Origin of the sequence: Enterobacter sp. JMULE2 (assembly GCF_013337145.1) — a bacterium.
In the GTDB taxonomy this organism is placed as follows: Bacteria; Pseudomonadota; Gammaproteobacteria; order Enterobacterales; family Enterobacteriaceae; genus Enterobacter; species Enterobacter mori.
In genome coordinates, this window is sequence record NZ_SGWD01000017.1 from 207,943 (window position 1) to 233,788 (window position 25,846).

The following is a 25,846-nucleotide window of genomic DNA, read 5'->3' on the forward strand; positions in this document are numbered from 1 at the left end:
TTTAATGACGAGGAAAAACTCATGAAAAAGCTTAACGTACTTATCCTTTCCGCTCTGACCGCGGTATCTGGCTCCGCACTGGCGATGGGTGGCAGCATTGAGCAGGGTAAAAACTTTACCAACCTGAATGTGGAAATGGGTAAATCGACCTCCGGCCTGTATACCGAAGGCAGCTGGCTGAAAAATACCGATGACGGCACCACGACCGGTGGCGTAGGTGCAGGCTACAACTTTGAAGTCGGCCCGGTGATGTTGAACGCAGGCGCTAAGGCTCTCTACGTTGGCCCGAAAAAAGGCGATAACGGCGTGGCGTTCCCAATCGGCGGCGGCGTGAACGTTGCCCTGACCGACAGCATCAAGGTCTTCGGCGAAGGTTACGTTGCGCCAGACGGCCTGAATAACAGCGTGAAAAACTATGTTGAAGCTAACGGCGGCGTAAGCTGGACCCCAATCAAACCGGTTACGCTGAAAGTGGGTTACCGCCACGTGAGCGTTGACGGCAAAGACGGTCGTCCAAACCACACCCTGATTGACGGTGCGTACGTGGGCGGCGGCGTGAGCTTCTAAGGCTCCGCAAAGTGCAAAAAAAACCTGCCATCCGGCAGGTTTTTTATGGTTGAAATTACTTACGCACCACCACAAGCTTCTGGTTCACAAACTCTTTGATCCCCAGATCCGACAGCTCGCGCCCGTAACCGGACCGCTTCACACCGCCGAACGGCAGCTCTGGCGCGGTATCGGTCAGCCAGTTGATATACACCATCCCGGTCTCAATCCGCGACGCCATTTTCTTCGCACGCTCAATATCCTGGCTGAATACCGCCCCGCCCAGGCCGTAGTGGGAGTCGTTCGCCAGCGCGACCGCTTCGTCGTCGTTTTTCACCACGTAAACCTGCGCCACCGGGCCGAAGAATTCTTCGAAGTACGCCGGGTTGTCGCGGGAGATATTCGTCAGGATCGTCGGTTCGAAGAAGCTCCCGTCACGCTGTACGGGCTTGCCACCATGGTGCAGCGTCGCGCCGTTTTTCACCGCCTCGTTAACCTGTTTGGTCAGCGTTTCCAGAGCATCTTTAGACGACAGCGGCCCCAGCGTGGTGCTTTCGTCCAGCGGATCGCCTATCTTCACCTGCTTAAACGCCTCGGTAAATTTGCTCAGGAACGTATCAGCAATCTTCTCGTGCAGGATAAAGCGCTTCGCCGCGGTGCACACCTGTCCTGCATTGTTGAGCCGCGCGTTAACGCCGATCTTCACGGCTTTATCAAGGTCGGCATCGTCCAGCACCACGAACACGTCGTTACCGCCCAGTTCGAGCGTAGATTTCTTGATGTGCTTCGCCGCCTGCGCCGCTACAACGCTGCCCGCTTTTTCGGAACCGGTCAGCGCCACCCCCTGCACGCGATCGTCGGCAATAATATTTGCCACCTGATCCGAAGAGATAAACAGGTTGGTCCATGCCCCTTCCGGCGCTCCCGCCTCGCGCACCAGATGGGCAAAGGTCTCGGCGCAGTGCGGCACAATGCTGGCATGCTTGGCGATCACCGGGTTCCCCGCCGCCAGGTTCGGGGCCAGAACGCGCATCAGCTGGTAATAGGGGAAGTTCCACGGCTCAACGGCCATCAGCACGCCGATGGGGTGGTGCTCCACCCAGGCTTCACCGAGTTCTGAATCATATTTCACCGGCGCCAGGAACTGCTTCGCGTTGTCGGCGTAGTAGCGAGCGATCTGCGCACACAGCTTCACCTCGCCGCGGCTCTGTTCGATGAGCTTACCCATCTCCTGGCTGGCGATTTTCGCCAAGTCCTCCACGCGCGCGTCAATCAGGTCGGCAAGCTTATGCAGCACCGGCAGGCGCTGGCTGATGTCGCCTTTCGCCCAGTCCGAATGGTAAAGCGCATCGGCCGCCTTCAGCGCCGCTTCGATATCCGCATCGGTATGTGAGGGGTATTCTTTGATGAGCTGGTTAGTGGCAGGATTTACTGTCTGATAAGCCATGTCGAATCTCCTTGTTTTACCGCTTAGGGTATTAAGGGTAGTCAACATGACTGGCTGTGGGCGTAAAGTTGGGTATATCCGGAAGGTTCTTAATGAAGCGCTGCCAGAGGGTTCGCTGACGTGGTATAAAAAACCTTCAGAAGGAGCGCCCATGACCGATACCCGACACGTCCGTCAGACTTTTCACCGCGCCTCAGGCCTTGAGCTGCGCAGCACCTGGCAAAGTACGCAGGCGTACAAACGCCATAGTCACCCCCAGCTCTCCATCGGCGCGATTGTCGAGGGCCAGACCTGCTGCGTGTGTCATGACAGAGAGTACATCCTTAACCCCGGGGACCTCATCGTGATCCCAGCCTATGCGCCGCACAGCTGCAACCCCGTCGGCGGGCAACCGCGCAGCTACCATATGCTCTATATCGACACGGAGCTTCCTCTGGCGCTGCAGGTGATTCGTAGCCCTGACCTGTTTGCCCATTATTTGGACGTTGTCGAGACGCTGTCTCCAGCGTCCGTGGAGACGCTGCTTTCTGCCCTTCCCCACTGCGCGGATAACGCAGACGCGCTTCGCTCAACCAGTCAGCAGGTTCAGGAGGCATTTCTTTCCGACCTTGCTGCACCACCTTCGCTTGACGAGCTTGCTCAACGCTTCTCGCTGCGCAAGGAGACGCTGATTCGCACCTTCAAACAGGACACCGGCCTGACGCCGGGCAGCTTCCTTAACATCTCCCGCGTGGAGTACGCCAAGGCGCGGCTGCGCGCCGGGGATGATATTGCCGACGTTGGCTACCAGAGCGGCTTTGCCGACCAGAGCCATTTTCATAAGACCTTCGTGAGCTATACCGCCGCCACGCCGCGCCAGTACGCCACGGGCCGATCAATATCAGACAATAAATAGGTTCTGCAGCGCCGTACTCTGACCTTAGATTGTTAACTGAGGTCGCTATGGAACTGTTATTCCCTTCCGCTTTTCTCGCCCTGGCGCTGGCGCACTTTGTTGCCCTGCTAAGCCCGGGCCCGGATTTCTTCCTGCTGGTAGGCTACGCCGCGCGCTATCGGCTACGCGGCAGCGCCGGGCTGTGCCTCGGCATCGCCGCGGGTAACGCACTCTATATTGTTCTGGTGATTATCGGCTGGAGCGCGCTGCGCCAGTTTACGTGGCTGTTTACGCTTATCGAGCTTTGCGGGGCGCTGTACCTGCTGTGGATCGGCTCGCATCTGGTGCGCAGTCAGCCTCAGGCGCTGGCGCTGAATGAAACCCACCAGCGCTTTCCCTCGCTGCACAAGCAGATCCTGCTGGGGCCTCGGCTCGGCGCTGTTAAACCCGAAGAACGCGCTGTTTTATCTGGCGCTGATGACGGCGCTGCTGGGGCCGGACGTGACGCTGCTTCAGCAGGCGACCTGCGGCGTCTGGATGGTGATGGTGGTGCTGGTATGGGATCTGGCGCTGGTGTCGCTGATGGGGCTGCGAGCGGTTCAACAGAAGCTTAGCCGTTCGCTGTGGTGGATTGAGCGCACGGCGGGGGTGGTGTTGATGGGGTTTGGGGGATGGGTGCTGTGGCGGTTGATATGAAAGAATTTACAGGGCTGCTTTCAAGCCCCTAACCGATAATCCCAGTCATCCGAATGAATCACGTTACCGTCACGGTAATGCCAGGTGATCTTTTCATAACGAAGCAAAACAAGCTCAAGATGCCCCTGCTTTTCATGGTAAGTCTCTTTCACGTCATGCATCAATGAAAATAGCGTGACGACCTTCACCGCTTCCAGCGTTATCGTGAAATAGATTTCTTCCTGACCGGCATCATTGATTCTGTACAGGTCGATAGTCGCTTTTCTGAGGGTACCGCCCGTGCTAAGTGCTTTATAGAGAAAAACGCTGGAGGCATCAATTTCTTTCTCAATAAGAAAGGGACGATGCTGGCGCTTGCTCAACGCTCTACCGTTGTGCAAGTCAGAGTTATAACTCACATTATGATAAAGTCCCAAAACCTCAATCTGGTTTTCACGATCTTTGATTGTCACGCTGCCTTTTATAATATTACCTGCATCGTCAGTTAATGACATATATCCCGGAATGGCCATTTAAATATCCTTATCGAATGGAACAGAGTGTTCAACGGTGGCGATCATAACAGCGAGGCATCTTTTACCCTTCGGGCTGTTAACTTTAAACATCTCCCTGATGGAATCGACATAAAGCTTATTACTTTCTGCTTCCGTCTCAGGGAAATTGGCAAAAGCGCAGGCTTGTTCAATAGTGAGCAACGGTTTATCGTCTTTTAAGATTGCTAAGACACCTTCAGGGTTATGCGGGATGGCTTCAGAAAGTGCCGCCTTTAAATCTTCAGCCGTACTGGCGTCCACCCCGGTTTCAAGGGCACTCGCTACGGCTAACCATGCTTGTGTGCCGCTCCTAATTTTCGGGATGATATGATTCCACCATTCCGACTCACCGTTATCATTTGAATCCAGTTCACTTACAACGGTCCTGGCACCTTTGTCATTTATCATTTGCAATATCTGTTCAGGAGTGTGGTTTTTGGCAAATAAACCCACCGGTAAGCACAAAAAGAATAGCGCAATAATATACTTCATTATCGCACCACCAGTATTGTGTCACCTGAATCATAAATCATATGACGTTTGTCCTGGCCGTTCATAATGATGCAACCTGCTGATGCCGAACCTGGCGGTTGACCTTTTTTATCCCCATGAATCTGGAAATGATCTCGGCCAAAAGTATTAGTGCCAGCTATAGGTTCAAGAACAATGGCCTCTGCACTTTTGTGATTATTCCATCCGGCAATAAAATAAATACCTCTGGGAACCGATCCTCTGTTTCGTTGACTTTCACACTCAGGCTTATCTTTCGATTCACCCGCACCGCTGTAGCAGTGAGCGACAAATTCGCCGTTATGGCTCAATACTCCTGTCGATACTTTATATTCCCATGTCATTAATACCGTCTCCTTGTGCGAATAGTCCTTTATCTTATGACTCACAAGAAAATCGAAATTACCGTGTCGGTCACAAAACCATTCTATCGAGAATAAATAAGCACAAAAAACATAGAAAAATGAATAATAGATAATTTTGATGTATATATTTTTTAATATAATAGCCGTTTGTTCGCACATAGGCTGCGTCTCCCTCCTCTTACATCAGCTTTGCACTTTTGGTGCACAACCCTCTATCCTTAACCCATGGAAAAACATACCGAACTCAAACGCGCCAAGCTTCTTGCGCTGTCGCTGCTGCTGATTGCCGCCGCGGCGTTTATCACCACCCTGTTCCTGCCGCAGACCTTCTGGGTGCGCGGCGTGAAGGCCATTGCCGAGGCGGCGATGGTCGGCGCGCTGGCAGACTGGTTTGCCGTGGTTGCGCTGTTCCGCCGGGTGCCCATTCCGTTTATCTCGCGCCATACAGCGATTATCCCGCGCAATAAAGACCGGATCGGCGACAATCTCGGTCAGTTCGTGCAGGAGAAGTTTCTTGATACCCAGTCGCTGGTGGCACTAATCCGCCGCTATGAGCCCGCGCAGATGATCGGAACCTGGTTCAGCCAGCCCGAAAACGCGCAGCGCGTCGGGCAGCATTTGATTCAGGTGATGAGCGGTTTTCTGGAACTCACCGACGACGGGCGCATTCAGCGGTTGCTCAAACGGGCGGTGCATAAGGCCATCGATAAGGTCGATCTCACCGAAACCAGCGCCGTGATGCTGGAGAGCATGACCAAAAACAACCGCCACCAGGTGCTGCTGGATGCGATCATCAACCGCCTGATTACCTTGATTCAACGGGAGAGCACGCGGGAATTTATCTCTGACCAAATTGTTCACTGGCTGAAGACCGAACATCCGCGCAAAGCGATGGTACTGCCTACCGAGTGGCTGGGCGATCAAAGCGCGGAGATGGTGTCGAACGCGGTGAATACGCTGCTGGACGATATCAGCCACGACCGCACGCACCAGATCCGCCAGGCATTTGACCGCGCTACGCTGAAGCTTATCGCCAACCTGAAAACCGATCCGGAAATGGCGGCGAAAGCCGACAACATCAAGCACTACCTGAAAAACGATGAGGCGTTTAACCGCTATCTGGGCGAGATGTGGGCTGACCTGCGCCAGTGGCTGAAGGCGGATATGCAGAGCGAGGATTCCCGCATGAAGCAGCGCGTTGCTAATGCCGGTCAGTGGTTCGGTGAAACGCTGACAAACGACGTTAACCTGCAGGCTTCGCTGAATGAACATCTGGAGCAGGCCGCCCATCGCGTCGCACCGGATTTTGCCGCGTTCCTGACCCGCCATATCAGCGACACGGTCAAAAGCTGGGACGCCAAAGACATGTCCCGCCAGATAGAGCTGAACATCGGTAAAGATCTGCAGTTCATCCGCGTCAACGGCACGCTGGTGGGCGGGACGATTGGCCTGATCCTGTTTTTACTCTCGCAACTGCCTGCCGTGCTGGGGCATTAGTCTGCTTTAGGTGGCGCGATGACGTAGCGCGTCGCCTCGAAGCGGTTCAGGATCAGGTGCACCAGGAAGACCATCGTCAACGTTGCGACCAGCGAAAAGGTGACGGAGGTGATGCGGTACAGATCGCTGAACACCAGGTCAGTGTCCGGGTGCATATTCTGCCCGAACATAATGCCGATGGTGGTGATGCTGGAGAAGCCCACTCCCGCACCCACCTTCTCCATCACGTGGAGTCGCGCGCCAAACGCCAGCCCGAGGCCAATCAGGGGCATCATCAATAGCATATGGCTGCTGTGATCGTAGAGGATCAGCTGCACCACCAGAATATAGAGGCAGCCCAGCACCACGCCGACCACGCGCCAGATAGAGCTCATCACCGAACCGCGGTAGTGCATGGGGAACAGAATCAAAATCCCCGCCATCAGCGCCGAAAGCGAATCGCTTAAGTCGCTAATCTGAAACACCACGAATATCAGCGTCGCGACGGTGCCGGAAAGCAAGGACTCGTGGCGCACGCGGGCATCGTCTTTCTCAATCAGCGGCGGCGGCTTGCGGGGCTCCACGTCCGGCAGCAGATAGTTCATCAGCGCGCTCAGGCACACCGCCATGATGCTCGCTTCGATGTTGGAAAACAGCAGCGTGTGCCAGTTGGTAGTGGGGTAGCTCATAAAATTGAGCATCACGCTCTGGCATACCACGCCCATTGAGCCAAACAGAAACAGCGGCCCCTTGCTCATAAAGCGAAAACGCATCACGTACAGGGCAAACACCACCAGCGTCATGATGACCGGCCATTGCGACAGATAGCCGATAATGAAGATCATTTCGACGCAGTTTAGCGCGGCGCTGAAGATAAACTGCTTCGCCACGTGGCGATTAAAGACCGGCACCAGCGACAGCAGCATGATCGGGTAGACCACAAAAAACACGCCGTAGCTGGTGTTGTAGAAGCTGGAGATGCTCAGCGCAATCATCCCGGCAAAGACGATGCGCAGGGTCTGGCGAAAGTCGTTTGCCGTGTAGACGATATTGCCGTGCGGGGTAAACACCCGCGCCAGGGTGCTAATAGACATCGAACTAATAAACATAGTGAAGCAGGCTCACCAGGTGGATCTGCATCCCGGAGAAGAAGCGCGCAAACGGCCCCTCGCTGTTATAGAGCTGCACGGTGGCGCGTGCGCCGGTTGGCAGATGCTTCGGCAACGCCTCGTCCAGCGCGACGTGAATGCGCATGCGTTGGGCATCTCGCACCCAGCGGTTGGAGGTTTCCGGTTCGGAGAGTTCACCGTTAACCGCTTCTTGTCCGGCGAGGATCCCCGCGTCGCTGCTGGTCACGTGGGCGCGGAACACCTGTCCAGGGAAGGCGTCAAACACCACAGCGGCGTCGGTGCCCTGATGGGTGTGGCGCAGGCTTTTCTCGCGGAAATCGGCGACGATATCGGTCTGGTTGTTCACCAGCGCCAGCGCGGCTGAGCCGGACGAAGCGTAAAAGCCCGGGCTTAACTGCAGGTTACTGACCGTGCCGTCCGCCTGGGCGTAGACCTTCGTCCAGCCGAGGTTGAGTTCTGCGTCATCCAGCGCGTTGCGGTATTTTTGCAGCGTCACGTTGCGGTGCTCGTCCCGCTCGCCGCGCTGAATGCGCAGGTTATGGATGTTGGCCTGGATGGAGCTTACGGACTGCTCGCTGCTCTGCCAGGTGGTGCGGACCTTATCCAGATCCGCCTGCGAAACGTTCTGCAAGGTGCTCAGCTTCTGGTAGCGGTCGAAAGTCACTTTGTCGTTACGCGCGGTCAGCACGGCGGTTTTCAGGCTGGCCTGCGCGGCGGCGATCTGCGCGTCCAGCTGTTCGTTGGACAGGCGGGCCTGCTCAAGCGCGATTTGCGCCGCTTCCACTTTATTGCGAAACGGCGTGTCGTCGAGCTCAAACAGCAGATCGCCTTTCTTCACCTGGCTGTTGTTGTGGACGTGTACCGCCGCCACATAGCCGGAGACGCGCGGAGAAACCGGCGTCACCACGCGCATCACGGTGGAGTCCGGCGTCAGCGGGATCCAGATATCCGCGACGATAAAGTAGACAAACATCAGCAGGAAAGAGGCAATACTTACCCTTACCCAGCGGGCAAACTTTTGTTCAGGAGTCATTATTTTTCGGTCTTGTTATCTTCTTCGCGGATTGTCCGCAAATTGCAGGCGATTTGATTCAGGGTGGCGCTGAAAATGTCGATATGATCCGGCGCGATGTTTTGCGATACGCGCGCCTGATAGGTCTCAATCACCTGAGTGAGCCTTTTTAATATGGCTTTTCCCTCAGGCGTCAGCGTCAGAAGCCGGATGCGCTTGTCATAAGGCGATACGGCGCGCAGCAGGTAACCCTGCTTTTCCAGCTGTGTTAGGGTACGCATCAGCGGCGGCAGTTCAATGCCCTGCACCTCCGCCAGCTCACTCATGGAGACGTTATCCCCGAGCTGATGCAGCTGCATCATCACCGTCCAGCTCGACTGGGTTAACCCCGTATCGAGAATGGCATCGTCAATGACGGCACGCCACTGGCGCACGATCATCGCCATCCGCATACCCATCGGCCTGCGGCAGAACAGTTCTTCTTCACTCATGGGGGGAAACCTCTCGTCACACGCGGACACGATAATAGTTATCATGATAAGTATCAAGAAACGAGAGGTAAAAGCGCAGGAATTGCGAAAACGATGTTCTCCCTCTCCCCGTGGGAGAGGGTCGGGGTGAGGGCATCAGCCCGCAGCGGAGTTTAGCGGCTAAAATGCTTCCTGACGGCACTTTTCCCCGAAGCCGTCATCACCACCTCCCTGTACCCCGCCACCCGCTGGATCCAGCCTTTGCTTTCCAGATAAATCAACAGCGCCGCGCCCGCCTCACCGCCAAGATGAAACCGCCGCTCGCTCCAGTCCAGACAGAAGCAGCAGGCCTTGCGGCGGGGATTGGAATTTAACGCAATACCAAGCTTCAGGAACTGCTCGCGGCCATGTAGCGTGAGCGCTGAACCGTCAGCCTCAAGCCAGCCTTCCTCCTGCATGAATTCATAGATCTGCACCGCCACCGTTCCGGCAAGATGGTCGTAGCAGGTTCGCGCTTCGCGCAGGGCTTTCGGCGCGGTGGTTTCCGGCGGCGTGATGCGGCTCCAGGAGAGCCCCATCATCTGCTCGACCAGCGCCGCCACGTCGTGCCCCGCCAGGCGATAGTAGCGATGCCGTCCCTGAGACAGGCAGGTAATCAGCTTTCCCTCCACCAGCCGCGCGAGATGCCCGCTGGCGGTCGACGGCGCAACGTCTGCCGCCGCGCTCAGTTCGGTAGCCGTCCACGCCCGCCCGTCCATTAGTGCGCAGAGCATCTTCACGCGCGACGGATCGGCCATTGCCGCCGCCACAGCCGCAACGGCCTGCTCCAGCGCCGCACTGTTATCAGGGGGTAAGCTCGTCTTTAACATACGTCGCCCAAGGTTCGGTGATCTCTGCGGCCAGCTTATCATCATCCGTCAGCAGAATAAGGTGATTCGCATGGTCGCTGTACTGGGTCAGGATTGACACGCCCTTTGCGGCCAGCGCCGCCGCAATTTCACCCAGCTCTCCAGGACGCTCCTGCTTGAGTTTTCTGATGACCGGCTTGCGTACGGCCTGCACGTTGAACCCGCCATCGGTCAGCACACGACGGGCTTTTTCTCCCTCTTCCACCAGGAAATGGGCATGCGTTCCAAATACGCCGCCGCCTTCCAGCCCCACGCCGCTGCGCCCCAGCAGCTGTCCAAAGCGCGCCAGTTCACCGGGGATATCGCAGAAAATCACATGAACGTCATACATCGCTATGCCCCCCGGTTTCAGAAGTATATTCTCGCACCACCTGCGCCACGCGAATGCGGTAGTACGCGAAAACCGACTCGCGCCCTTCGGCCTGCGCCACCTGGTGAAACGCGTTCTGCTTCCAGCGAAGGATAGCCTCTTCGTCACGCCACCAGGAGAGCGAGAGAATTTTGCCGTCGGTGGTCAGGCTCTGAAACCGTTCGATATCAATAAACCCGTCGATGTCCGCCAGCAAAGGCTTGAGTTCGGCGGCAAGCTGCAGGTAGCGCGCCTGATGATGAGGCTCCGCTTTGGCTTCAAAAAGGACTGCAATCATGGGTGTCTCTCCGTTGTGAGGGTGAGGAGAGAATGCAGGAGGAAAAAGCACAATGCTTCGGTAAGGAGCGAAGTGTTGTGCCGGATGGCGCTGCGCTTATCCGGCCTACAGACTCATGTAGGCCCGGTAAGCGTAGGGTTTAACCCAGAACCGACCTCGGCTCCATAAACGCCCGAATCCCCCACTCCCCCATCTCACGCCCAACGCCGGAGTGCTTGAACCCACCGAACGGCGCTTTCGGCTCATGGGCAAGCGTGTTCACCAGCACGCGACCGGAAACAATCTGCTGCGCCACGCGTCGCGCGCGGTCCGCATCGCCGCCCAGCACCATCGCGCTCAGTCCGTATTCAGTGTCATTGGCAATGGCGATCGCCTCCGCATCGTCCTGATACGGGATGACGCACAGCACCGGGCCGAAGATCTCCTCACGGGCAATGGTCATCCGGTTGTTCACGTCGGCAAACAGCGTCGGGCGCACAAACCAGCCGTCTCGCGTCCCGTCCGGTCGCCCTTCGCCGCCCGCCAGCAGGCGCGCCCCTTCTTCGATCCCTTTGCGGATATACCCCTGCACCCGCAGCCACTGCTTCTCGCTGACCATCGGGCCGATCTCTGTCGCGCTATCGCGCGGGTCGCCGGATTTCACCGCCGCCACGGCCAGCGCCAGCGCGGTTTCGATCTCCGCCTTACGCGCCTGCGGCACCAGAATGCGCGTCCCGGCTACGCACGCCTGCCCGCTGTTCATAAACCCGGCCTGCATCGCCAGCGGGATCGCCTGAGTCAGATCCACATCATCCAGCAGGATCGTCGGCGATTTACCGCCTAACTCCAGGGTCACGCGCTTAAAGCTCTCCGCCGCGTTGCGCAGGATCGCTTTGCCGGTATTCGTGGAGCCGGTAAACGAAATTTTCGCGACGTCTGGGTGACGGCTGATCGTTTCACCCACCGTCTCGCCGCGCCCGGTGACGATGTTAAACACCCCCGGCGGCAGCGCGGCATCGCGCAGCGCTTCGGTGACAATCCGGGTTTGCAGGGCGCTCATTTCGCTCGGCTTGATGACTGCCGTACAGCCCGCCGCCAGCGCGGCCGCCAGCTTACCGCAGATAAACCCCGCGTCGCTGTTCCACGGCGTAATCAGCCCGGCTACCCCAAGCGGCGTCATCTGCACCGTGGCCGCGCCTGCGGGGGTGACGAATGCAAACGCCTCCAGCGCCTCAATGGCCTGAGCAATCACCTCCGCGGGATAGCTGGCCATCCACGCCGAGCGCGAGGCGGGGGCACCGTACTCTTCAATGACCGCTTCGAGCAGATCGTCGTGGCGAGCGGCCACGGCGGCGTGCATACGTTTTAGCGCTGCGATGCGTTCCGGCTTTGTGGTCTGCGACCACGCCGGAAACGCCGCTTTTGCCGCCGCAATGGCGCGCTCTGCGTCAACCTCATCCGCCAGACGAACCTGGCCGATGACCTGCGCCGTCGCCGGGTTGTACAAATCAAACCACTCGGTGCCGTGCGGGGTAACAAATTCGCCGTTAATAAAGATCTGTTCGATGGTGCGCATATAAACCTCCTCAGGCTGTGTGAGCACAGTCTGGCACGGCTTCTCCGTTGCGATAATCCACGCTATGCTGCAAGGGTTGTTTCGATTTTCAGGATAATCTATGCATCGTTCAGGTCTGACAGAACTGGAAGTAGTGATGGCCGTCGTGCGGCGCGGCAGCTTTCGCGCCGCGGCGCAGGAGCTGGGCATGTCCGCCACGGCGGTAAGCAACGCCATCGCCGGGCTGGAGAGCCGCCTTGATACCCGCCTCTTTAACCGCACCACCCGCAGCGTGGCGCTCACCGACGCCGGACAACGCTACGTGGCGCGAATCGGCCCAGCCCTGCAGGAGATCCGTCTCGCCGGCGAGGAGATCCACAGTGACGCAGGGGAACTTACTGGCACGCTGCGCCTGAACGTGCCGAACCATATCGGCACCCTGTTTCTGGACCAGCTGCTGATCGACTTTATGATCCGCTACCCGAAGATGCGCGTAGAGACCGCCAGCGAAGCGCGAATGATCGACATCGTCGCGGAAGGCTATGACGCGGGGATCCGCCTGGAGGAGTCCGTGCCGCAGGACATGATCGCCGTGCCGCTGACCGGGGAGATCCGCCAGCTGGTGACCGCCACGCCGGACTATTTTGCACGCCACGGCATTCCGCAGACGCCGGACGATCTGCTTTCACATCAGGGGATCGGCATGCGCATGGCCCACGGCGGGATCTACCGCTGGGAGCTGGCGCGTCGGGGTGAAACGTATGCCCTTGCCGTGCCGCCGCGCTTTGCGACGTCCGATCTTTTTGCCTCGATCCGCGCCGTGAAAGCGGGATTAGGGGTGGGATTTTTGCCGGAACTGTATATCCGGGAAGAGCTTGAGCGTGGAGAACTGGTGAGCGTCTTAAACGACTGGGCGCAGCCCTTTGCCGGGCTGCGCCTGTATTACCCCGGCCATCGCCACGTTCCGCCAGGGCTACGGGCGCTGGTGGCGATGATCCGCGAGCGCGGGATTATTACAGGTTAGCCTTATTCAGCCCGTAAGCCGCATCCAGCGAGCCGGGTTCCATGCGGGAGGTGATCCCCAGACGGTTCCAGGCGTTGATCGCCACGATGGCGAAGTTCAGCTCTGAAATCTCCACGTCCGAGAAGTGCTCCGCCACGCTGCGGTACAGCGCGTCGCTCACGCCGTGAACGCCAATCTGGGTCAGCGCTTCGGTGAAGGCCAGCGCGGCTTTCTCGCGGGCGCTGAACAGCGGGGACTCGCGCCAGGCCGCCAGATGGTACAGGCGCAGCTCGCGCTCGCCGGCGATTTTGGCCTCTTTCGAGTGCATATCCAGACAGAAGGTGCAGCCGTTGAGCTGCGACACGCGAATGTCGATCAGGTGCTTCAGCGCCGGGTCGATGGAGGTTTTTGCCACTTCCATGCTCAGGGCGGACAGGGCGTTGGCGAGGGCAGGTGTGACTTTGTGGTGGTTGACGCGAGTGCTCATTGTCTTTCCTCTTTTTATGTGCGGCATATGTCATGCGATGAGGCAAATCTACGCCGTTCATGACATAGTAAAAAGATACAAAACGCGTGAAACGAGGTAGGACATGAAGCCGGGCTATCACGAGATTTATTCCCGCTATCGCGACAACATCACGTGCGGCGTGCTTAAGCCGGGCGATAAGGTGCCTGCCATCCGCGTGCTGGCGGAAGAGCTGAAGGTGGCGCGTAAAACCGTCGAAACGGCGTATGCCATTCTGACGGGGGAAGGATATCTGGTAAGCCAGGGCGCGCGCGGCACGCGGGTGAACCCGGATTTACTGTTGCCGGACAAGGCAGCCCCTGCGGAACAGCCCACCGGCACGCTTCCGGCATCGCTCATCAGCCAGCGCGAGCGGGCTGGGTTTTTGCGCCCCGGCATTCCGGCCCTCGACGGATTTCCCTATAAAAAATGGCTGCTGCTGGCAGGCCAGGCGACGCGCGCCATGCGTCAGGAGGAGATGCTCAACCCGCCGGTGCTGGGCTGGTATCCGCTGCGCCAGGCCATCGCCAGCTATCTCAACATCTCGCGCGGGCTCTCCTGCACTGCCGAACAGGTGCTGATCACCAGCGGGTACAGCGGCAGCCTGCGGCTGATCCTAGACACGCTAGCCAGCCGCAGCGACAAGGTGGTGTTTGAAGATCCGGGCTATTTTATGGGCCAGCAGCTGCTCAAGCGGATCGTGCCGCGCCTGCACACCGCGCCGGTCGATCGCAGCGGCATCGACACGGAATACCTGCTCCGTCACCATCGCGACGCCCGTTTCGCCATCGTCACCCCGTCGCACCAGAGCCCGCTGGCGGTCACGCTCTCCCTGCCGCGCAAGCAGCAGCTGCTCGACTGGGCCAGCCAGAACGCGGCGTGGATCATCGAAGACGATTACGACGGGGAGTTTCACTACACCCGCAAGGTGCTGCCGTCGCTGAAAAGCCTCGACCAGCATGACCGGGTGATTTTTATGGGGACCTTCAGTAAAACCATCATGCCGTCGCTGCGCATGGGCTACGTGGTGATGCCTGCCAGCACCGTTGGGGCCTTTACCGACTGCGCGGACATTACCACCAGCGGCCAGCCGGTGCTAACGCAAAAGATCCTCACCGCGTTTCTCAACGAAGGGCATTTTTTTCGTCACCTGAAAAAGATGCGCGCGCTGTATCAGACCCGCCGCGACTGGATGATTGCCGCCCTGCGCGAGGTGTATGGCGATCTGTTTTTCACCGAGCAAAACGACGGCGGGATGCATATCGTGGCGTTCCTGACCAGAGGAAGCGGTGACCGGGAAGTGGCGCGCTGCTGGCAGGAACAGCAGCTGCAGGTCAATGCGCTGTCGGAGTGGTATCGCGGGTCGGGCAAACGCTACGGGCTGGTGATGGGCTATAACAACGTGCGGTCGTATGAAGAGGCGGTTGAACTGCTGGAAAGGCCGAAGCGGCAGACGCTTGAGCTGTTGAGCTGAAATCGCCGGGTGGCGGCTGCGCCTTACCCGGCCTACAGGATCGGCGCTGAACATCGCCGGGTGGCGGCTTCGCCTTACCCGGCCTACTCGATCCCGTAGGCCCGGTAAGCGTAGCGCCACCGGGCGATAAATGCCTCACACATCATACCGCGACAACCCAACGTCCTTGAGCTGCTCGTCGCTCATCTGGCTCAGAATGCGGCGGGTACGGTTGATGCGATACCAGTTGCAGATCGTTTTGCCGATCCAGATAAACACGACGAACGGACGTTTTGAACGGTTCTCATAGAATTCCATGATGCTCTCCTCACTGTACCAGTGGGGTTATCATCCTGGAAATCGACCTGTGCAATACAGACTCAAAAACACCTTTTGTTTAACATACAGATCCGCTAAAACAATATCTGAATGCCAATTTTTACGGCAATCTGTACTGGTTTTACAATCTGTATGGTGAAAACAAAGGATACAGCATGACGCGCTATCAACATCTCGCCAACCTACTGGCAGAACGCATTGAACAAGGGCTGTATCGCAGCGGCGAACGTCTGCCGTCGGTGCGCACGCTGAGCCAGGAGCACGGCGTGAGTATCAGCACCATACAGCAGGCCTATCAAATCCTCGAAAACCTCCAGCTGATCACCCCCCAGCCGCGCTCCGGCTATTTTGTCTCGCAGCGCAAGGCCCAGCCGCCAGTTCCGGCCATGACGCGCCCGGTGCAGCGTCCCGTGGACGTCACCCAGTGGGATGAGGTGATGATGCTGCTGGACGCGCGTGCCGACAAAGAGATGATTTCGTTTGGCGGCGGCTCGCCGGATATTAACCAGCCGAGCCTGAAGCCCCTGTGGCGGGAGATGAGCCGCATCGCGCAGCATAACCCTGCCGAGATGCTGAGCTATGACGTGCTCGACGGCCGCCTGGAGCTGCGCGAGCAGATCGCCCGCCTGATGCTGGACGGCGGCTCCACCGTCGCGGCGAACGAAATTGTCATCACCAACGGTTGCCACGGCGCGCTGTCGATCGCCCTGCTCTCGGTGTGCAAGCCGGGGGATATCGTGGCGGTAGAATCGCCGTCGTTTCACGGCACCATGCAAATGCTGCGCGGGTTTGACATCAAGGCGATTGAAATTCCCACCGATCCCGAGACCGGGATCAGCATCGAGGCGTTAGAGCTGGCGCTGGAGCAGTGGCCGATCAAAGCGGTGATCCTGGTGCCCAACTGCAACAACCCGCTCGGGTTTATCATGCCGGAAGCGCGGAAAAAGCAGGTCTTAGCCCTCGCCCAGCGGCACGATATCGTGATTGTTGAGGATGACATTTACGGCGAGCTGGCGGCGGAGTACCCGCGCCCGCGCACCATTCATTCGATGGATATCGACGGCCGCGTGATCCTCTGCAGCTCGTTTACCAAAACCGTGGCGCCGGGCCTACGCGTCGGCTGGATTGTGCCGGGGCGCTATTACGACCGGGTGATGCACATGAAATACGCCGCGGGCGGGTTTAACGTGCCGGGCACGCAGATGGCGGTAGCGGCGTTTATTCGCGACGGGCATTACCATCGCCACGTGCGCCGTATGCGCCAGATTTATCAGCAGAATATGGAAACCTACACCTGCTGGGTGCGGCAGTATTTTCCGGCCGAGATTTGCGTCACGCGCCCGCAGGGCAGCTTCCTGCTGTGGATTGAGCTGCCGGAGAAGGTCGACATGGTGTGCGTCAGCAAGCAGCTGTGTCGGCTGAAGATCCAGGCCGCGGCCGGGTCGCTGTTTTCCGCCTCCGGGAAGTACCGCAACTGTCTGCGGATCAACGTGGCGCTGCCGCCGACGGAGAAGAATCGCGAGGCGTTGAAGAAGATGGGAGAGGCGATTGTGATTGCGATGGAGGAGTAGTGAGGTTTTTTGCCGGGTGGCGGCTTCGCCTTACCCGGCCTACGTTCTTGCCGTTGTAGGCCCGGTAAGGCGAAGCCGCCACCGGGCAACAGGCAGCACTACTCGTCGAAGTACCAGTACCCCTGGTTAATCAGCCCGGTAAGCTCTTCAACAAACGCCGGGTTGTTCAGCGCATCGCCCAGCTCGGCCTGGCCGAGTTCGGTGTAGCGGCACAGCGCATCCGCCGCCTTCGCGTCTACAGTCTCCAGCTGTTCGCTGTTGATGAAGAAGCTGCCGTTGACGTTCAGCACGCGCAGGCCGCTCAGGCGAGACAGCGTTTCGCCACCCTGCAGCGCGTCCAGCACCTCTTCCGGCGCGTACGGCGGCTCGGCGGTGGCAATATCCAGCTCGTGGCGCGGCGTCGAGACAAAGCTGCCGAACCATTTTGTGAAATCTTCCGGCTTGCCGATCATATCGATCATCATCTGACGAATGCGATCGAGCTCGTACTGCTCCACGCGGCCAGGGTGCTCGCGACAGGTCAGATCCGGATCGCTGTAGTGCTCGCCGCCCAGATCGTTTTCCAGCGCGTAATCGGCGAAGCTGCTGATCAGATCGCGACCGTTCGGCCCGCGGAAGCCGACGGAGTAGTTGAGCGCCGTCTCATGGGTAAAGCCGTCGTGCGGGAATCCAGGCGGGATGTAGAGGATATCGCCCGGGGCCAGATCTTCGTCGATGATCGGCTCAAACGGATCGACATGCAGCAGCGCCGGATGCGGGCAGAACTGACGCATCTGCAGCTTGTCACCCACGCGCCAGCGGCGGCTGCCCATCCCCTGAATGATGAACACATCATACTGATCGATATGCGGACCCACGCCGCCGCCCGGCACGGAGAAGGAGATCATCAGGTCATCCAGACGCCAGTCCGGCAGGACGCGGAATGGACGCACCAGCTCCGCGGCGGGCATATGCCAGTGGTTCACCGCCTGTGCCAGCAGCGACCAGCCGGTTTCGCCCAGATCGTCAAAGTGCTCAAACGGACCATTGCTGGCCTGCCATTTGCCGTTGAAATGGCTCACCAGACGGCTATCGACTTCCGGCTCCATCGCCAGCCCTGCCAGCTCGTCCGGGGTAATCGGGTCGACAAAATTCGGGAAGGCATTTTTCAGCACAACGGGTTTTTTTTGCCAGTATTTCTCGAGAAATTCCGGCCAGTTCAGGTTCAGTTGATACGCCATGGGTAGCACCAGTGAGAGGGGAAACAGGCGCGATTATGGAAGAGAGCAAGCGTGAGCGCTTTGTCGTGGGTCAAGCGAGGGTAAAAAGCGTGTAGGTCGGGTAAGGCAAAGCCGCCACCCGACACAAACACGCCGCGAAAACTTAATCCAGCTTCAGCTCGTCATAATGGGTAATCAGTTTACCCACGATGCCGTAGTCCAGCGCTTCTGCCGGAGACATCCAGAAGTTGCGGTCGGTATCTTTTTTCACTTTTTCCAGCGGCTGGCCGGTGGCGTCGGCGATCAGCTTGTTCACGCGATCCAGCATGCGGATGATTTCGCGCGCTTCGATCTCAATATCCGTCGCCTGACCGCGCACGCCGCCCAGCGGCTGGTGGATCATAAAGCGGGTATTCGGCAGCGAGTAGCGGTGCTCTTTTTTCGCCGCCAGGAAGATGGTGATCCCGGCGCTCGCCACCCAGCCGGTGCCGATGACGTGCACTTCCGGGCGGATGAATTTGATGAAGTCGTGGATGGTATCGCCCGCTTCCACGTGGCCGCCCTGGCTGTTGATGTACAGCTTGATCGGATCGTTGCTGACGCTTTGCAGCAGGATCATCTGGGTGATGACTTTCTGCGCCAGCTCCTGGTTGATCTCACCGGAGATCACAATCGAACGGGACTCCAGCAGTTTTTGCTGCAGAGCGCCCGCGCCGTTTGACCCTTCCGCTTTATCCTTGTCGCTTTCTTTCAGTGTGTAGTGCATTGTCTTTTCCTCAGCTTGTCGCGCTCAAAACCAGAGTGTAGCCTGTTTTACCGGTGAAAGTCCTCACCGACAAATAACGAGGGAGCTTATGCATATTGCCCATGTTGCACTCTGGACCCGCAGCCTGAACGCCCAGGTTCAGTTCTGGGAAACGGTTTTTAATGGCCGCAGTAACGAACGCTACGTCAGTAAAAACCGTCCCGGCTTCGAATCACACTTTATTACGCTCGATAACGGGCCGACCATCGAGCTGATGACGCTGCCGGAGCTGCCCGACGCCCCGTCGCACCCGGAGTTTATCGGCTGGGCGCATATCGCCATCAACGTCGGCAGCAAAGCGCAGGTCGACAGCATGGCCGAGCGGGCGCAGGCCACCGGCACGCTGCTCAGTGCCCCGCGCATGACCGGAGACGGCTTCTATGAAGCGGTGATTGCAGACCCGGACGGCAACCGCATCGAGCTTGTCGGTGCATAAAAACGGCGTTTCGTTCCTTCACCGCCTCCGCCCCGGCTCGCTATACTTCATATGGTTATCATATTGTTAAATGATAATGATAGTTAATGTGTTAAGATGAAAGTCAGCATAAACAGTCCCTTACGTAACCGTTGGGATTGTGTGCATCCTCGACATGTAAATCAGCACCGGGGCGGTGAATGGAACACATTGTGTATGTGGTTGATGACGATGACGCAGTCAGACAGTCCGTGATCGGGCTGCTGGACTCGGCGGACCTGAACGCCGTCGGCTTTTCATCGGCAGAAGCGTTTCTTCAACACCGCTTTGAGGATCTGCCGTCGTGCGTGGTCCTCGATATGCAAATGCCCGCCATCTCGGGCTTTGAGGTGGCTGACGCCCTCAAGGACAGCGGGCGCGAGATCCCGATTATTTTTCTTACCGGGCACGGCACTATCCCGATGTCGGTGCGCGCCATTAAAGGCGGCGCGTACGAATTTCTCACCAAGCCCGTCGAATCCACCGCGCTTATCGACGCCATCGAGTCCGCCCTTCAGCTGGCGGAACACAACGCCGAGCGCAATAAAGAGCACTACGCCCTGAAGCAGCGCCACATGTCCCTCACCCCGCGCGAGCACGAGGTGCTGACGCTGGCGATAAGCGGCATGCTGAACAAGCAGATTGCCGCCGAGCTGGGCGTCAGCGAGATCACGGTTAAGGTGCACCGTCGCCGGGTGATGGAGAAAATGCAGGTGCGCTCCGTGGCGGAGCTGGTCAGGGCCGTTGAGCGCCTGACCTCAAGCCTGCCTGCGGAGTAATCTTTACCCTTCCTGCGCCGCCAGCGGCAGCGCAAACGCAAACACCGTGCCGTACGGCTCCCGGCGTCGCGCGCTCAGCTTCCCGCAGTGGCGCTCGATGATGCTGGCGCTGATGGTCAGCCCCATCCCCATTCCCTGCGCCTTGGTGGAGTAGAACGAGTCAAAAATCTGCTCCAGCCGCTCGGGCTCAATGCCGCTCCCGGTATCGGCGATCTCGACGATCACTTTCCCGTCCGCGTTGGCGGTGCTGAGGGTAATGGTGCTGGCGCGATCCTTCACCTCGGCCATCGCCTCAACCGCATTCATCACCAGATTGAGCAGCACCTGCTGGATCTGCACGCTATCGCCAGTGATAAAGCTGTCCTGCGCCTTTAACAGATAATCAACGCTAATGTGTCGCTGCTCCAGCTCGCTGCGCGAAAGCGTGATGATATGGTGGATCAGGTAGTGCATGTCGATGCGCGAGAAGGTGGGATCCTGCTTGCGCGTCAGGGACTGGATGCTGCGAATGATCTCCCCCGCCCGCGCGCCTTCCGCGGCGATCTCCTCCAGCCCTTCGCGCACTTTATCCAGCCGGGCGGGCTCGCGGTTGAGCCAGCGCAGGCTCGCCCCGGCGTTTGAGACGATCGACATCAGCGGCTGGTTGATCTCGTGGGCGATGGAGGAGGTCAGCTGTCCGACGGTGGTGGCCCGGGAGACCCGCGCCAGATCCGCCTGCGCGACCCGCATGGCATCCTCCGCGGCGCGCTGGCTGGTGATGTCGGTGATGATGCCGTAATACTCGTTCACCTCGCTGCCCACGCCCACCGGATCGCCAATCCCGAGGAGGTAGCGCGTTGAGCCGTCGGTACGCTTAACCCGAAACTCCGCGCGCATGGAGAGCCCGTCGCGCACGCTCTGCGTGACGATGGCGCTGATGCGGGCGTAATCGTCCTCATGAACGAAGGTCAAAAACTCCGCCATGGAGATCATCTTTTGCTGCTCGGGCAGGCCGAGAATGCGGGCGTACTCTTCCGAGACAAACATCAGATCCTGCTCCAGCTCCCAGCGCCAGCTGCCGGTGTGGCTGATCTGCTCGCCGAGCATCAGCGAGGTCTGGCTGGAGCGCAGCTCTTTCTCCACCCGTCGGCGCTGGATGTTCTCCGCCAGCAGCTCGGCGTACAGCCGCGCCGTCTCCAGGGATACCGCGGCCTGCGCGCCCAGCAGGCTCACCACGCGCGAGTGCTCGGCGGTGAAGACCTCCGGCATCAGGCGGTTTTCCAGGTACAGCACGCCCACCAGCCGCGCCTGTTTGAACATCGGGACGCACATGACCGCCGCCCCCGAGGTCACCAGATAGGGGTCCTGACTGAAGGGATGGAACTCCTCCGGCCTGCCGGTGCGGATCTCCTGCCCGGTGCGGATCACCGCCGCCAGCACCGACAGCGGCAGGTCGGTCGCCGTCGGCACGTCTTTCAGGATCCGCACCCGCACGCCCTCGGTGCTGGTCCAGGCGCTGGCCTCGATCTCCGGAATGAGGCTCTCGCTCACGCGCAGCAGCAGGCCGCGCTGCGCCCCGGCGCGTTCGAGCAGGATGGTCATCAGGTTTTCGATTAAGCGCTCAAGGTTAATCTCTTCCGACAGCGCGCGGGAGGCTTTGATGACGCTTTGCAGATCGCGGATCGTCTCGTTCTGGGCGAAGGCCACCGTGTCGTAGGCGCTGGCCTGCCCGGAGGCCAGCAGGTGCGGGAAATCCTGCTCCAGCTGGCGTACCTTGGCCTGCGCGCCCGCGCGTCCCCAGGCGGCAATCGAGCCGCGGAAATGCGCGTCCGAGGCGGTCGGGTAGCCGCAGGCCAGCGAAAAGCGCCCCGCCAGTTCGTGGGCCAGGGCGTTGATCGGGTTAAAGCCGCCCTCGCGGGAGAGCCGGACCGCCTTCTCATACTGCTCGAGCGCAATGCTGTTCATCCCGTCCAGACGCACGATTTCGGCGTAGATCAGCGCCTCTTTATCCGCGAACGTGCCGGGATTAATGCGCGCCCAGAGGGCAATTTTGTCGTAGTGGGCGTGAATGCTGCGGCGGTGATTCGCCGAGAAGGTCTCCGGCGTCAGCTGACGGGAGAGCGCCAAAGCGCTGTAAAGATGGTAGTCCAGCAGATGGATGTGCCCCGGCGCAGACCACGCATACCAGCCCGCCATCTCGAGATCCGCCTGCGCGTCGGCATATTCGCCGCAGGTAAAGTGCGCCATGCCGCGGTAGAGCCAATACCAGAACAGCATGGTGGCGTTCTTCTCCGGCGCCTGCTCCGGCGACGCGGGAAGCAGCGCCTCCGGCAGCACCTGCGACGCGCTCCAGGTGCCGATGACCGGCGTGCGCAGAAACTCAACGTAGCCGCGCTGGACCATCAAAATGGTTTCCACGTCCTGGAAGTGGGTTTTACGCACGAACGCCAGGCCCCGATCGATGCTGGTCAGCACCCCGTCCAGGTGATCGCCCCGCGAGAGGAAGTTAATCACCTGATGGCAGGCCGCAAAGCAGGCCATGGTCATATCCCCGTGGGTCACCGCCGAGGTGAAGCAGGCCTTCGCGCACTCGATGGTAAACGATAAAGGCTGGGTCCAGACGCTGAGCTGGTCGAGCGGCAGCAGGGTTTTGGCTTCGAAGGCATCGTAGCCGTGGCGATTGACCAGCTCGCGGGCCAGGGTGCCGTACTGGAACCCCAGGCGGTACTCGGCGTAGCGGTGGCCAATCAGCACGCCAAACCAGGCCATCGCCGTGGTGGACGCGCCGGTAATGCCGTGGTCGAGGGTCAGGTGCATCATGCGGCAGAGCAGCAAAAAGTGCAGGCGCGGGCAGATGAAGCTGGCGCAAATGCTGGCGCTGTAGAGCAGGTTCATCACCGCTTCGGTTTCCGGGTTATCCATCCGCGACAGCTGGGCAAACAGGTTTTGCGGCGCGTCGGCCGTGCGGTTGCAAAACAGCGCCCACGCCTCGTCGCAGTCGGCATCTTCCGGATAGCGGCTAATCTGGATCCCGAAAATCCCCAGCCAGCAGAGCGCCGCCTCCAGCGCCAGGCGGCTGTCCGACTGGCGAATATACACCTCCACCAGAAGGTTGGCCGCCAGCGCCTTTTCGGTCAGCCCGCCGGGGCAGCCGAGAATGGCATCACACAGCTCGCGGGTGCGCTCCAGATGCCCCAGCGCAAACTCGCAGCCCGCCTCTTCAATATCGAGCATGAAGTCCGACACCGTCCCGGCGTTGCCCAGCGCTCTGGCGGTCTGGATATAGCCGAGCGCCGAAAGGTAATCTCCCGAACGCTTCGCGCGTCGGGCGGCCAGCAGGCTCAGCTCGCGGAACATCTGCCGCTGCGGCGCGGGCTGGATGCTGTCGAGCGCGGCCGTGACGTGGTGAACGGCGCGGAACAGCAGCTCGTTCCCCGCCGCCTGACGCGCGGCGTCGGCCAGCAGGCTGGCGGTCGTCAGGTGAATATGGCTTTTCTCATGCCGTTCGAGCAGTGCAAAGGCCGCCTCCTGCACCCGGTCGTGGGTGAAGGCGTATTTTTTTTCCGTCAGCACGATGAGCTGGGCCATTACCGCCGGGTGCAGCGCATAGCGCATTTCCGCCATCGACATGCCGACCACGCGGCAGATCATCTCCATCTCGCCCGTGCCGCCGAGGCAGGCGATGCTGCCCAGCAGGCGGCGCGTCTCGTCGGGCAGATCTTCAAGCTGCTCCAGCACCAGGGTGACGAGGTTTTCGGTGTAATGCCTGGCGCGGATCGCCTGCAGATCGTAGTGCCACTTGTCCTGGTATTTGTTGTGCACCACCAGGCCGTCATCAACGATGCGGCGGAAAAACTCGTGCACAAAGAGCGGGTTGCCACCCGTCTTCTCGTGGATCAGCGTGGCGAGGTCCGTCGTCGCCGCGCTGCGGGTGCGAAATACCGTCGCCAGCCAGCGCGCCACCGCTTTCACGGAAAGCGCCTGCGGGACAATCTCGCTCACGTTTTGCGCCGCCTCCGGCAGGCTCGCCAGCAGCGCCTGCAGGGCGGCGTCGGACACGGCGCTGATATCCCGGTGGGCCGCGACCACCAGCAGCGGAACAGCGCCGCAGTTCATCAGCAGATATTTGAGCGTGTGCAGGCTGGCGGCGTCGCTCCACTGGAGATCGTCGAGCACCAGCACCAGCGGGCAGCCCTGCGAGGCAAAGGTTTTTACCAGCGCCAGCACCATATGGCTGAAGCGCGCCCGGGCATCAATGGAAAACGTATCCGCCGAGAAGCGCGGCTTGCTCTCCAGCAGCAGGCCCAGCTCGGGCACCAGGCTGACGGCCAGCGCCTCGTGCCCCTCCAGGGCGCGGGAGAGGCGGATTTTCCACTTCGCCACGTCCTCTGCGGGTAGCCCGAGCAGGTGCAGCGTCAGGGTGCGGAACGCGGAGCTTAATACGCCGTAGGGCAGCGACGGCGAAAACTGATCGACTTTGCCCACCGCCAGCAGCACCGTACGCTGCTGCAGCGTTTTGAGCGCCGTCGCAATAATTGAGGATTTGCCGATCCCCGACGGCCCGCCGATCGTCACTAGCTCCGGCACCAGGTTCTGCCCCACCCGCTCAAACGCAGCAATGACGTCGTTCGCCTGCGGATGCGTCGCGAACAGGGAGTCCGCTAGGTGGATCGCCGGGGTGCGGTCCTGCTGGCCGGGCGTAAAGGCGACGATCTCGCCCTCGCAGGTCAGCGTCGCCTGGCAGCGGCGGAGGTCGGCAATCAGCCCGTCGACCGTCTGGTAGCGATTATCAGGATTCTTTTCCAGCAGCTTCAGGATGATGGTCGACAGCATTTCCGGCACGTCCGGGCGGATCGCGTCCGGGGCCAGCGGCGCGGAGGCAATATGGTAGTGCGCCCAGTTGGTCTGCTCGTCCTCCCCCAACTCAAACGGCAGTCGTCCGGTCAGGAGTTCATACAGCACCATGCCGAGGCTGTAGAGATCGCTGCGGCCGTCGACCGGGCGCTGGGTGCGGGTGGTGTGCTCCGGCGACATATAGGCGGGCGTACCGCCTGAAACGGGAAGCCGGGTCTGGGTGATGGCATCGGAGAGGCTGCTGGAAAGGCCAAAGCTCCCCAGACGGCAGGTGGCATCGTGATGAACAAAAATACTGCCGGGTTTGATGTCGCCGTGGATCAGGTTTTGCAAATGCATCTGGCGCAGGGGAGCGCAGATCTGGATCGCTATCTCGATAAAGCGCGCGATGCCCGAGATCGCCCTGCCCGCGCGCCGCGCCAGCAGCTCAAACGCAAACGGGGCATACACCAGCGCGAAGCGCCCCCGGTACTGGGTGGACGCGACGGCGCGGATGGCCCAGCTGTCCTGCAGCGCGTCGCGCAGCGCAAACTCGTTTTTCAGCAGCCGCGTGGCCCGCTCTTCCTCTTCGTCGCTCACCGCGGTGGCGATAATGAACGAGCCGCCGGAATGAGGATGCCGCGCGTGCATCCAGGCGATACCGCCCTCCTGCGCCAGCACGGTAAAAATCACATCCTCTTTAAGGACAAAAACCCGCCCCTGGTGAAGATTCCCCTGGGCGGGCCAGAATGCAGGCTGCTCGTGTTCGTTCATCCGC

The 25,846-nt window shown here is 59.6% G+C and carries 23 protein-coding genes and 2 pseudogenes; 9 read left to right on the forward strand and 16 right to left on the reverse strand.

The window, feature by feature from the left end; all coding sequences use genetic code 11:
• Nucleotides 1-21: 21 nt before the first annotated feature.
• Nucleotides 22-567: a YfaZ family outer membrane protein gene (locus EXW94_RS23160; RefSeq protein ID WP_120159648.1), complete on the forward strand. Its 546-nt coding sequence runs from the start codon at nucleotides 22-24 to the stop codon at nucleotides 565-567.
• A 55-nt stretch (nucleotides 568-622) separates the two neighbouring features.
• On the opposite strand, the gene EXW94_RS23165 is transcribed toward EXW94_RS23160, so the two are convergent.
• The gene (locus EXW94_RS23165; protein WP_174341104.1) at nucleotides 623-1,993 is read right to left on the reverse strand and encodes an NAD-dependent succinate-semialdehyde dehydrogenase; all 1,371 of its coding nucleotides are present in this window, start codon (nucleotides 1,991-1,993) and stop codon (nucleotides 623-625) included.
• Between the two features lie 151 nt (nucleotides 1,994-2,144).
• Here EXW94_RS23165 and EXW94_RS23170 point away from each other — a divergent pair, with 151 nt between their 5' ends.
• Both EXW94_RS23170 and EXW94_RS23175 read left to right on the forward strand, forming a co-directional pair.
• Nucleotides 2,145-2,888, forward strand: a complete 744-nt coding sequence (locus EXW94_RS23170) for an AraC family transcriptional regulator (protein WP_174341105.1) — start codon at nucleotides 2,145-2,147, stop codon at nucleotides 2,886-2,888.
• Between the two features lie 47 nt (nucleotides 2,889-2,935).
• Nucleotides 2,936-3,563: pseudogene (locus EXW94_RS23175) on the forward strand (LysE family translocator).
• A 20-nt stretch (nucleotides 3,564-3,583) separates the two neighbouring features.
• Here the strand turns inward: EXW94_RS23175 and tssD are convergent.
• The 3 genes from tssD to EXW94_RS23190 are packed head-to-tail and all read right to left on the reverse strand — an operon-like array spanning nucleotide 3,584 to nucleotide 5,130.
• On the reverse strand, nucleotides 3,584-4,075 hold the full coding sequence (gene tssD / locus EXW94_RS23180) for a type VI secretion system tube protein TssD (protein WP_174341106.1): 492 nt from the start codon (nucleotides 4,073-4,075) through the stop codon (nucleotides 3,584-3,586).
• Nucleotides 4,076-4,588 (reverse strand): hypothetical protein, encoded by a 513-nt coding sequence (locus tag EXW94_RS23185; protein ID WP_174341107.1) that lies wholly within the window; start codon nucleotides 4,586-4,588, stop codon nucleotides 4,076-4,078.
• On the reverse strand, nucleotides 4,588-5,130 hold the full coding sequence (locus tag EXW94_RS23190; RefSeq protein ID WP_254797875.1) for a tlde1 domain-containing protein: 543 nt from the start codon (nucleotides 5,128-5,130) through the stop codon (nucleotides 4,588-4,590). Before EXW94_RS23190 ends, EXW94_RS23185 begins: the two co-directional genes overlap by 1 nt.
• Before the next feature lie 66 nt (nucleotides 5,131-5,196).
• Here EXW94_RS23190 and EXW94_RS23195 point away from each other — a divergent pair, with 66 nt between their 5' ends.
• Nucleotides 5,197-6,468, forward strand: a complete 1,272-nt coding sequence (locus EXW94_RS23195; protein WP_174341108.1) for a DUF445 domain-containing protein — start codon at nucleotides 5,197-5,199, stop codon at nucleotides 6,466-6,468.
• Here the strand turns inward: EXW94_RS23195 and EXW94_RS23200 are convergent.
• The 7 genes from EXW94_RS23200 to EXW94_RS23230 all read right to left on the reverse strand — a co-directional run bounded on the left by EXW94_RS23200 (nucleotide 6,465) and on the right by EXW94_RS23230 (nucleotide 12,169).
• Nucleotides 6,465-7,541, reverse strand: coding sequence for a DUF2955 domain-containing protein (locus EXW94_RS23200; protein ID WP_126816047.1), 1,077 nt, complete (start codon nucleotides 7,539-7,541; stop codon nucleotides 6,465-6,467). The genes EXW94_RS23195 and EXW94_RS23200 overlap by 4 nt on opposite strands.
• Before the next feature lie 4 nt (nucleotides 7,542-7,545).
• The gene (locus EXW94_RS23205; RefSeq protein WP_148400858.1) at nucleotides 7,546-8,613 is read right to left on the reverse strand and encodes an HlyD family secretion protein; all 1,068 of its coding nucleotides are present in this window, start codon (nucleotides 8,611-8,613) and stop codon (nucleotides 7,546-7,548) included.
• Nucleotides 8,610-9,080 carry a MarR family winged helix-turn-helix transcriptional regulator gene (locus EXW94_RS23210; protein WP_174341109.1) on the reverse strand — a complete coding sequence of 157 codons (471 nt, stop codon included), beginning with the start codon at nucleotides 9,078-9,080 and terminating at the stop codon, nucleotides 8,610-8,612. Before EXW94_RS23210 ends, EXW94_RS23205 begins: the two co-directional genes overlap by 4 nt.
• A 152-nt stretch (nucleotides 9,081-9,232) precedes the next feature.
• Nucleotides 9,233-9,928, reverse strand: a complete 696-nt coding sequence (locus EXW94_RS23215) for a helix-turn-helix transcriptional regulator (RefSeq protein WP_174341110.1) — start codon at nucleotides 9,926-9,928, stop codon at nucleotides 9,233-9,235.
• Nucleotides 9,903-10,298 carry an amino acid-binding protein gene (locus EXW94_RS23220; protein ID WP_010427232.1) on the reverse strand — a complete coding sequence of 132 codons (396 nt, stop codon included), beginning with the start codon at nucleotides 10,296-10,298 and terminating at the stop codon, nucleotides 9,903-9,905. Before EXW94_RS23220 ends, EXW94_RS23215 begins: the two co-directional genes overlap by 26 nt.
• Nucleotides 10,291-10,614 carry an antibiotic biosynthesis monooxygenase gene (locus tag EXW94_RS23225; protein ID WP_010427234.1) on the reverse strand — a complete coding sequence of 108 codons (324 nt, stop codon included), beginning with the start codon at nucleotides 10,612-10,614 and terminating at the stop codon, nucleotides 10,291-10,293. Before EXW94_RS23225 ends, EXW94_RS23220 begins: the two co-directional genes overlap by 8 nt.
• A 139-nt stretch (nucleotides 10,615-10,753) precedes the next feature.
• Entirely contained in the window at nucleotides 10,754-12,169 is a 1,416-nt protein-coding gene (locus EXW94_RS23230; protein ID WP_174341111.1) for an aldehyde dehydrogenase family protein, read from the reverse strand.
• A 100-nt stretch (nucleotides 12,170-12,269) separates the two neighbouring features.
• On the opposite strand from EXW94_RS23230, the gene EXW94_RS23235 reads away from it, so the two are divergent.
• Nucleotides 12,270-13,172: a LysR family transcriptional regulator gene (locus EXW94_RS23235; RefSeq protein WP_148400864.1), complete on the forward strand. Its 903-nt coding sequence runs from the start codon at nucleotides 12,270-12,272 to the stop codon at nucleotides 13,170-13,172.
• Here EXW94_RS23235 and EXW94_RS23240 read toward each other — a convergent pair.
• Nucleotides 13,162-13,638 (reverse strand): carboxymuconolactone decarboxylase family protein, encoded by a 477-nt coding sequence (locus EXW94_RS23240; protein WP_148400865.1) that lies wholly within the window; start codon nucleotides 13,636-13,638, stop codon nucleotides 13,162-13,164. The genes EXW94_RS23235 and EXW94_RS23240 overlap by 11 nt on opposite strands.
• Before the next feature lie 103 nt (nucleotides 13,639-13,741).
• Here EXW94_RS23240 and EXW94_RS23245 point away from each other — a divergent pair, with 103 nt between their 5' ends.
• Nucleotides 13,742-15,130, forward strand: a complete 1,389-nt coding sequence (locus EXW94_RS23245; protein WP_174341112.1) for a PLP-dependent aminotransferase family protein — start codon at nucleotides 13,742-13,744, stop codon at nucleotides 15,128-15,130.
• Between the two features lie 135 nt (nucleotides 15,131-15,265).
• Here the strand turns inward: EXW94_RS23245 and EXW94_RS23250 are convergent, their stop codons facing one another.
• The gene (locus EXW94_RS23250) at nucleotides 15,266-15,427 is read right to left on the reverse strand and encodes a DUF1127 domain-containing protein (RefSeq protein WP_174341113.1); all 162 of its coding nucleotides are present in this window, start codon (nucleotides 15,425-15,427) and stop codon (nucleotides 15,266-15,268) included.
• A 176-nt stretch (nucleotides 15,428-15,603) separates the two neighbouring features.
• Here EXW94_RS23250 and EXW94_RS23255 point away from each other — a divergent pair, with 176 nt between their 5' ends.
• On the forward strand, nucleotides 15,604-17,019 hold the full coding sequence (locus tag EXW94_RS23255) for a PLP-dependent aminotransferase family protein (protein ID WP_033144539.1): 1,416 nt from the start codon (nucleotides 15,604-15,606) through the stop codon (nucleotides 17,017-17,019).
• A 98-nt stretch (nucleotides 17,020-17,117) separates the two neighbouring features.
• Here EXW94_RS23255 and EXW94_RS23260 read toward each other — a convergent pair whose 3' ends face one another.
• On the reverse strand, nucleotides 17,118-18,239 hold the full coding sequence (locus EXW94_RS23260; RefSeq protein WP_174341114.1) for a cupin domain-containing protein: 1,122 nt from the start codon (nucleotides 18,237-18,239) through the stop codon (nucleotides 17,118-17,120).
• A gap of 142 nt (nucleotides 18,240-18,381) precedes the next feature.
• Nucleotides 18,382-18,990, reverse strand: a pseudogene (locus tag EXW94_RS23265) (ATP-dependent Clp protease proteolytic subunit); the annotation flags it as partial.
• Nucleotides 18,991-19,072: 82 nt separating this feature from the next.
• Here EXW94_RS23265 and EXW94_RS23270 point away from each other — a divergent pair.
• Together EXW94_RS23270 and EXW94_RS23275 are read left to right on the forward strand one after the other, a co-directional pair.
• The gene (locus tag EXW94_RS23270) at nucleotides 19,073-19,459 is read left to right on the forward strand and encodes a VOC family protein (protein ID WP_108417194.1); all 387 of its coding nucleotides are present in this window, start codon (nucleotides 19,073-19,075) and stop codon (nucleotides 19,457-19,459) included.
• A gap of 179 nt (nucleotides 19,460-19,638) precedes the next feature.
• On the forward strand, nucleotides 19,639-20,256 hold the full coding sequence (locus EXW94_RS23275; RefSeq protein WP_174341115.1) for a response regulator transcription factor: 618 nt from the start codon (nucleotides 19,639-19,641) through the stop codon (nucleotides 20,254-20,256).
• Between the two features lie 3 nt (nucleotides 20,257-20,259).
• Here the strand turns inward: EXW94_RS23275 and EXW94_RS23280 are convergent, their stop codons facing one another.
• Nucleotides 20,260-25,842 carry an ATP-binding protein gene (locus tag EXW94_RS23280; RefSeq protein ID WP_174341116.1) on the reverse strand — a complete coding sequence of 1,861 codons (5,583 nt, stop codon included), beginning with the start codon at nucleotides 25,840-25,842 and terminating at the stop codon, nucleotides 20,260-20,262.
• Nucleotides 25,843-25,846: the final 4 nt, after the last annotated feature.

Bases quoted from the DNA above. Each gene is read 5' to 3' on its own strand.
- EXW94_RS23160 (WP_120159648.1), top strand. From the start codon at position 22: ATGAAAAAGCTTAACGTACTTATCCTTTCCGCTCTGACCGCGGTATCT.
- EXW94_RS23165 (WP_174341104.1), bottom strand. From the start codon at position 1,993: ATGGCTTATCAGACAGTAAATCCTGCCACTAACCAGCTCATCAAAGAA.
- EXW94_RS23170 (WP_174341105.1), top strand. From the start codon at position 2,145: ATGACCGATACCCGACACGTCCGTCAGACTTTTCACCGCGCCTCAGGC.
- tssD (WP_174341106.1), bottom strand. From the start codon at position 4,075: ATGGCCATTCCGGGATATATGTCATTAACTGACGATGCAGGTAATATT.
- EXW94_RS23185 (WP_174341107.1), bottom strand. From the start codon at position 4,588: ATGAAGTATATTATTGCGCTATTCTTTTTGTGCTTACCGGTGGGTTTA.
- EXW94_RS23190 (WP_254797875.1), bottom strand. From the start codon at position 5,130: ATGTGCGAACAAACGGCTATTATATTAAAAAATATATACATCAAAATT.
- EXW94_RS23195 (WP_174341108.1), top strand. From the start codon at position 5,197: ATGGAAAAACATACCGAACTCAAACGCGCCAAGCTTCTTGCGCTGTCG.
- EXW94_RS23200 (WP_126816047.1), bottom strand. From the start codon at position 7,541: ATGTCTATTAGCACCCTGGCGCGGGTGTTTACCCCGCACGGCAATATC.
- EXW94_RS23210 (WP_174341109.1), bottom strand. From the start codon at position 9,080: ATGAGTGAAGAAGAACTGTTCTGCCGCAGGCCGATGGGTATGCGGATG.
- EXW94_RS23215 (WP_174341110.1), bottom strand. From the start codon at position 9,928: ATGTTAAAGACGAGCTTACCCCCTGATAACAGTGCGGCGCTGGAGCAG.
- EXW94_RS23220 (WP_010427232.1), bottom strand. From the start codon at position 10,298: ATGTATGACGTTCATGTGATTTTCTGCGATATCCCCGGTGAACTGGCG.
- EXW94_RS23225 (WP_010427234.1), bottom strand. From the start codon at position 10,614: ATGATTGCAGTCCTTTTTGAAGCCAAAGCGGAGCCTCATCATCAGGCG.
- EXW94_RS23230 (WP_174341111.1), bottom strand. From the start codon at position 12,169: ATGCGCACCATCGAACAGATCTTTATTAACGGCGAATTTGTTACCCCG.
- EXW94_RS23235 (WP_148400864.1), top strand. From the start codon at position 12,270: ATGCATCGTTCAGGTCTGACAGAACTGGAAGTAGTGATGGCCGTCGTG.
- EXW94_RS23240 (WP_148400865.1), bottom strand. From the start codon at position 13,638: ATGAGCACTCGCGTCAACCACCACAAAGTCACACCTGCCCTCGCCAAC.
- EXW94_RS23245 (WP_174341112.1), top strand. From the start codon at position 13,742: ATGAAGCCGGGCTATCACGAGATTTATTCCCGCTATCGCGACAACATC.
- EXW94_RS23250 (WP_174341113.1), bottom strand. From the start codon at position 15,427: ATGGAATTCTATGAGAACCGTTCAAAACGTCCGTTCGTCGTGTTTATC.
- EXW94_RS23255 (WP_033144539.1), top strand. From the start codon at position 15,604: ATGACGCGCTATCAACATCTCGCCAACCTACTGGCAGAACGCATTGAA.
- EXW94_RS23260 (WP_174341114.1), bottom strand. From the start codon at position 18,239: ATGGCGTATCAACTGAACCTGAACTGGCCGGAATTTCTCGAGAAATAC.
- EXW94_RS23270 (WP_108417194.1), top strand. From the start codon at position 19,073: ATGCATATTGCCCATGTTGCACTCTGGACCCGCAGCCTGAACGCCCAG.
- EXW94_RS23275 (WP_174341115.1), top strand. From the start codon at position 19,639: ATGGAACACATTGTGTATGTGGTTGATGACGATGACGCAGTCAGACAG.
- EXW94_RS23280 (WP_174341116.1), bottom strand. From the start codon at position 25,842: ATGAACGAACACGAGCAGCCTGCATTCTGGCCCGCCCAGGGGAATCTT.